Source organism: Mycobacterium sp., from assembly GCF_032162105.1.
In the GTDB taxonomy this organism is placed as follows: Bacteria; Actinomycetota; Actinomycetes; order Mycobacteriales; family Mycobacteriaceae; genus Mycobacterium.
The window spans coordinates 1-6,380 of sequence record NZ_JAVRPS010000526.1 but is presented as its reverse complement, the minus strand read 5'-3'; the positions used below and the strand labels follow the sequence as shown (position 1 = coordinate 6,380).

The window sequence follows — 6,380 nt, the reverse complement described above, 5'->3', positions numbered from 1 at the left end:
CATCATGCTGCCCAACACCGTCAGTTTCGTGGTCGCGCTCTTCGGGGCGTGGCGGATCGGCGCCGCCGTAACCCCGATCAATCCGTCCCTCACCCCGACCGAGGTGAACTATCAGGTCGCCGATGCCTCAGCCACCGTGGTGATCGCGCAGACCACCACGAACTTCGACCCAGGTGCAGCCGTCGTGAGCACCGACGCGCTCGACGGCGACGAGCCGACGCCGGGGCTCCTGAACGCGCCTCAGTACCCCGACAGCGCGCTGGCGCTGCTCATCTACACCAGCGGTACAACGGGACGGCCGAAGGGCGTCATGCTCGATCACGCCAACCTGAATGCCATGTGCGGCGCGGTGATCGACGGCTTCGAGCTGACCCCGGACGATCACAGCCTGCTCATCCTGCCGCTGTTCCACGTCAACGGAATCGTGGTCAGCACACTCTCGCCGTTGTTGGCCGGTGGCAGGACGACCATCGCGGGCCGGTTCAAGGTGGACACGTTCTTCGACCGGATCGAACAGACCCGGGCGACTTACTTCTCAGCCGTGCCAACGATTTACACGATGCTGTGCGGGCTGCCCGCCAGAGCGAAGCCGGACACCTCCTCCGTGCGCTTCGCCGTGTGCGGCGCCGCGCCCGCCAGCGTGGAACTGCTCGAGACGTTCGAATCCCGTTACGGCATCCCGATCATCGAGGGGTACGGGCTGTCGGAGGGGTCGTGCGCCAGCACGGTCAACCCGCTGTCGGGAAGGCGCAAGGCGGGAACGGTGGGCCTACCCCTGCCCGGCCAGACGATCCGGTTGGTCGACGCATCGGGCAACCCGGTGCACGACGGCGAGGCAGGCGAGGTCGTGATCAAGGGCGGGAACGTCATGCGGGGCTACCTCAACCGGCCCGAGGAGACCGCGAAGACCATCGTCGACGGCTGGCTGCACACCGGTGACGTCGGACGGTTCGACGAGGACGGCTACCTGGTCCTCGTCGACCGGGCCAAGGACATGATCATCCGAGGCGGCGAGAACATCTACCCACGTGAGATCGAGGCCGTGGCCCACGGGCTGCCCCAGATCGCCGAGGCGGCCGTCGTCGGACGTGCGCACCCGGTCTACGGCGAGGAACCGGTGCTGTTCGTGTCGCTGCATCCCGAAGAGACTCTCGATGCCGACACGATCCGCGAGCACCTGCGCGGCTCCTTGTCGAAATACAAGCTGCCGGTGGAGATCACGATCATGGATGACATCCCGAAGAACGCGGTCGGCAAGATCGACAAACCGACGCTGCGCAAGCGGCTCATCGAAACGCACTGAGACACAAAGCCCGTCACATCGCAAAGGAGCGTCAATCATGGGATTCATCAAGCCGGACTTGCCCGACGTAGATCCGGATGTCTTCATGCAGAAACCGCTCATGGAGCGGATGCGGATCCTCGCCACCGATTGGGTGGACAACGGATTCGGGTCACCAAAGATGGTGCACACCATCTACATCGCGAAGTTGGTCTTCCTCTACGCGCTCGGCGGGATCCTGGTGGCGACCCTGACGTCCGGGCTTCCGGTGTTTGACGTCTCGCAATGGTGGAACCAGCCCATCGTCTACGAGAAGGCCGTCCTATGGACGGTGCTGCTGGAGTTGATCGGCGTAGCCGGATCGTGGGGCCCGCTGGCAGGCAAGGTCAAGCCGATGACCGGGGGCATCCTGTTCTGGGCGCGGCCGGGCACCATCCGGCTACGGCCATGGAAGTGGGTGCCGTTGACCGGCGGCGACCGACGGACCTGGTTTGACGTCGGTCTCTACATCGTGCTGATGGTCAGCGTCGCCATTCCGATGGTTTCGCCTGGGGTGCATAGCGACTCATTGTCAGCGGCAATGCCCGGCAACACATCGGGACTGGTCAATCCGGCGGTGCTGATCGCGCCGATCGTGCTGCTGGTGATCATGGGCCTGCGGGACAAGATCGTCTTCCTCGCAGCGCGCGGGGAGCAGTACCTCCCCGCCCTGATCATCTTCGCCGCGTTCTCCTTCGTCGACATGGTCATCGCGCTGAAGCTGTTGATCGTGGTGGTATGGGTCGGTGCCGGCGTATCGAAGGTGGGGCTGCACTTCACCAACGTCATCCCGCCGATGGTCAGCAACAGCCCCTTCATTCCGTTCAAGTGGCTGAAGCGGGCCCACTACCGCAACTACCCCGATGATCTGCGCCCATCGCATCTCGCCTCGTTCATGGCACATGTGCCTGGCAGCGTGGTGGAGATCCTGGCGCCATTGGCCCTGCTCTTCTCGACGAACAGGTGGGTGACGCTGGTCGCCGTGGTGATCATGGTGTGCTTCCACCTGTTCATCATCTCGACCTTCCCGCTCGCGGTGCCGCTGGAATGGAACGTGCTGTTCGCGTACGCGACCATCTTCCTGTTCTGGGGCTTCCCGGCATGGAACGGTTACGCCGTGTGGGACATGTCGTCGGTCTGGCTGACGGTCGTCGTCGTTGCCGCGCTGCTGTTCTATCCGATCCTCGGGAACTTCCGGCCCGACAAGGTGTCGTTCCTGCCGTCGATGCGGCAATACGCAGGCAACTGGGCGTCCGCGGTGTGGGCGTTCGCGCCTGGCGCCGAGGCGAAGCTCAACAAGGTGACGCGCTCGGCCAAGAATCAGGTCGACCAGTTCATCGACTTCGGCTACGAGCCGAAATGGGCGGATGTCACGATGCAGCGGGTGATCTCCTGGCGCACCATGCACAGTCAGGGCCGTGGCCTGTTCTCGGTACTACTGAAGTCGCTGCCGGACATCGACACCCGGTCCGTGCGGGAGGGTGAGTTCGTCTGCAACTCGCTGATCGGGTTCAACTTCGGCGACGGGCACTTGCACGACGCCGACATGATCGCGGCCGTTCAGCGCGAGGCGGCGTTCGAGCCCGGTGAGCTCGTCGTCGTCTGGGTGGAATCGCAGGCCTGGGGCAGCAAGGTCCAGCACTACGAGATCATCGACGGGGCGCTCGGCGTGATCGAGCGCGGCACGTGGAAGGTGACCGACGCCGTCGCCGAGCAGCCCTGGCTGCCCAACGGTCCGATCCCGACCGAGGTCAGCTGGTCGCTGTCCGGCAGGAAGCCCGCGGGCCACGATCACGGGGCGCTGGCGTGACGACCTCCATAGTCGTGGGGGCCGGGCCGAACGGCCTTGCCGCCGCGGTCGCCCTCGCCAAGGCGGGCGTGCAGGTCACCGTCCTGGAAGCCGCCGACGAAATCGGCGGGGGCACGCGCAGCAGCGAGGCGATCATCCCCGGCCTGCTGCACGACCACTGCTCGGCGATCCACCCGATGGCCGTCGGCTCGGAGTTCCTCGCTGGGCTGGGCCTCGATCGGTACGGCCTGTCCTGGCGCCTCCCAGAGATCGACTGCGTCCACCCGCTCGACGGCGGCAGCGCGGGCGTGCTGTACCGCTCGGTCGAGGCGACTGCCGACGGGATGCAAGACGGCGACGGCGTCCGGTGGCGGCGACTGTTCGGCAAGACGTCAGCCAACTTCGATGTACTCGCCGAGGACATCATGGGCCCGCTGCTGCGGGTGCCGCATCATCCGTTGACGCTGGCCCGGTTTGGTGCGCCAACCGTGCTGCCTGCATGCACGCTTGCCCGGTGGTTTCACAGTCCGGAGGCGCGGGCGTTGTTCGGAGGTGTTGCGGCACACGCCTTCCGGCCGTTGCACTACCCCATGACGTCGGCGATCGGCGTGGGCATCCTCACCGCTGGGCATCGACACGGATGGCCCGTGGCCACCGGTGGATCACAGTCGATCACCAACGCGCTGGCTGCGCTGTTGACCGACCTCGGCGGCAAGATCGAAACGGGCACGCGGATCGAGACGGCTTCGCAATTGCCGCCGGCCGATGTGACGATGTTCGACCTGGCACCCGAAGCCGTCGCAGGCATCCTCGGTGACCGCTTGCCGCGCCGGGTATCCCGTGCCTACCGACGGTTCAGGCAGGGACCAGGCGCCTTCAAGGTGGACTTCGCGGTCGAGGGTGGCGTCCCGTGGACCAACCCGTCGGCCCACCGCGCAGGCACCGTTCACGTGGTGGGCAGCTACGCCGAACTCGCGGCCACCGAGCGCGACGTTCACGCCGGACGCATGCCCGAGCGGCCCTTCGTGCTGGTCGGCCAGCAATACCTGGCCGACCCGCAGCGGTCCGTCGGCACTATCCACCCGCTCTGGACGTACGCGCACGTGCCAAATGGATACTCCGGCGATGCGACGGAAGCGATCATCGCCCAGATCGAGCGGTTCGCCCCCGGCTTCCGCGATCGGATCGTCGGGAAGACGGTTCGAACGACCACCCAAATGGCCACCTACAACCCGAATTACGTCGGCGGGGACATCATGACCGGCTCCAAGGACATTCGCCAATTGACGTTCGGCCCACGGGTCACGCTGTCGCCCTACAAGATTGGTATCCCTGGCATGTACATCTGCTCGGCGGCCACACCACCAGGACCGGGCGCTCACGGCATGTGCGGCGCCAACGCCGCAGACGTCGCGATTTCCGAACTCGTCTGAACACCTACCACGAACGGAGTCATCAACATGACCGAAGTGCTGGAATCCGCACCGCGCCAGTCGAACCCGCCGGCATCAGACAAGTTGGCGGGCCGCGTGGCCTTCGTCACCGGCGGCACTCGCGGCATCGGGGCCGCGATCGCGCACAGCCTCGCGGGCCAGGGGGCAACCGTCGCGGTCGGCTACAACCGTGACAACGACAGCGCCGAACGATTCGTCGCCGGCCTGTTGACGAAGACCCAGCCGCACGGGGCGTCGGCGTCGGCGCACCAAGGCAATGTCGGCGCCCCCGGCGACTGCCGTCGCACGATCGATGAGGTCATCGACACGCATGGGCGCCTCGACATCCTGGTCAACAACGCCGGCATCACCGTGGACAAGACCGTCGCCGCCATGACCGACGACGACTGGCACAGCGTGCTGGCCGTGAACTTGTCGGGTGCGTTCTTTCTCTGCCAGGCCGCGCTGGCCCACATGGTCGAGCGGGGCAGTGGGCGCATCGTCAACGTGTCGTCCGTCGTCGGAGAAACGGGCAACATCGGCCAAGCCAACTATGCCGCCTCGAAATCCGGTCTATTCGGCCTGACCAAGACGCTGGCCAAGGAGGGCGCCTACCAGTTGACGAAATCCGGCAAGAACGCCGACAACGGGATCGGCATCACCGTCAACACGGTCACCCCCGGGCTGATCACCACCGAGATGACCGCGGACATCCCTGAGAAGGTCATGGCGAAGCTGACCAGCCAGATCCCGGTCGGCCGCGCGGGCAGGCCGGAAGAGGTCGCGCGGGTGGTTCACTTTCTCGCCGCCGACGCGTCGTCGTACATCACCGGACAGGTGTGGAGCGTCAACGGTGGAATGGACATGTAAACCTCGATGGTGACGCTCGAGGGTTGCCGACGTCGATCCGTATGCGACGCAGAGGGTCTCGTCCTGAGGCGGCACCGTTGTTCACCGGCACCACGAAAAGTCACCGGCGTTGTCGACGTCGACGTCGACAGGGGATGGGGCTTCCAGAAGGCTCGACTTGGCCGAGTCGAGCAAGTGGGAGTGGGGCAACTTATGAGCAGCTATACCGTTGGCTACATCGTCGGTAGCCTTTCAGCCGACTCGATCAATCGCAGGCTCGCAAAGGCGCTCATTCGATTGTCGTGCAAGCATCTGAGGTTCGTGGAGATCCCGATCCGAGACCTTCCGTTGTACAACCGCGACTTCGACACTGATTACCCGCAGGCGGGCCGCGCACTCAAGGAAGCGATCGCCGCAGTCGATGCGGTGCTCTTCGTGACCCCCGAGTACAACAGGGGTATTCCCGGCTGCCTGAAGAACGCCATCGACTGGGCCAGCCGCCCGCATGGAACGAACTCGTTCGCGCGCAAGCCGTCGGCGATGATCGGTGCCTCTCCTGGCAAGATCGGAACCGCTGTCGGGCAGCAGAGTCTGCGCAGCGCGCTGAGCTTCTGCGATTCACCACTGATGGGGGCGCCGGAGGCCTACCTTCAGCTCACTCCTGGCCTGATCACCGACGTGGGGGAGGTCACCGACGAAGGGACCGAACGGTTCTTGCGCGATTTCATGGAAGCGTTCGACGTGTTCGTGACCCGTGTTCTCACGGTGGTGCCGAACGAACGGATCAACGCCACTGGATGACGTTGCGGAGCCGCCAAGGCGATCCGCCGGCGCGTCCGCTTCACGTCGATGTGACGCCACTCCGACGGTAAGGTTGTCGCCACTTCCGGTGCAGACGGTGGCGGACTTCACGGTGCGGGGCGGCGCGATGGAGCTAGTTGACCGTCGCGCCGAGCGCGGGGTGCTCGACCGGTTGATCGAGGCTGTT

Annotated in this window: 5 protein-coding genes; all 5 read left to right on the top strand. The window is 65.3% G+C overall.

The genetic code is table 11. The features are described 5' to 3' along the window. Positions 1-1,303 (top strand): class I adenylate-forming enzyme family protein (locus QOC69_RS27080; protein WP_526445487.1); only part of this gene is annotated, 1,303 nt, incomplete at its 5' end. Between the two features lie 37 nt (positions 1,304-1,340). After that, positions 1,341-3,131: a DUF3556 domain-containing protein gene (locus QOC69_RS27075; RefSeq protein WP_526445485.1), complete on the top strand. Its 1,791-nt coding sequence runs from the start codon at positions 1,341-1,343 to the stop codon at positions 3,129-3,131. After that, entirely contained in the window at positions 3,128-4,543 is a 1,416-nt protein-coding gene (locus QOC69_RS27070) for a phytoene desaturase family protein (protein ID WP_526445483.1), read from the top strand. Before QOC69_RS27075 ends, QOC69_RS27070 begins: the two co-directional genes overlap by 4 nt. Before the next feature lie 27 nt (positions 4,544-4,570). Next, complete coding sequence (fabG, locus tag QOC69_RS27065) at positions 4,571-5,413, top strand: 3-oxoacyl-ACP reductase FabG (protein WP_526445481.1); 843 nt, start codon at positions 4,571-4,573, stop codon at positions 5,411-5,413. Between the two features lie 192 nt (positions 5,414-5,605). Next, the gene (locus QOC69_RS27060; RefSeq protein ID WP_526445479.1) at positions 5,606-6,193 is read left to right on the top strand and encodes an NADPH-dependent FMN reductase; all 588 of its coding nucleotides are present in this window, start codon (positions 5,606-5,608) and stop codon (positions 6,191-6,193) included. The last annotated feature ends 187 nt before the right edge of the window (positions 6,194-6,380 follow it).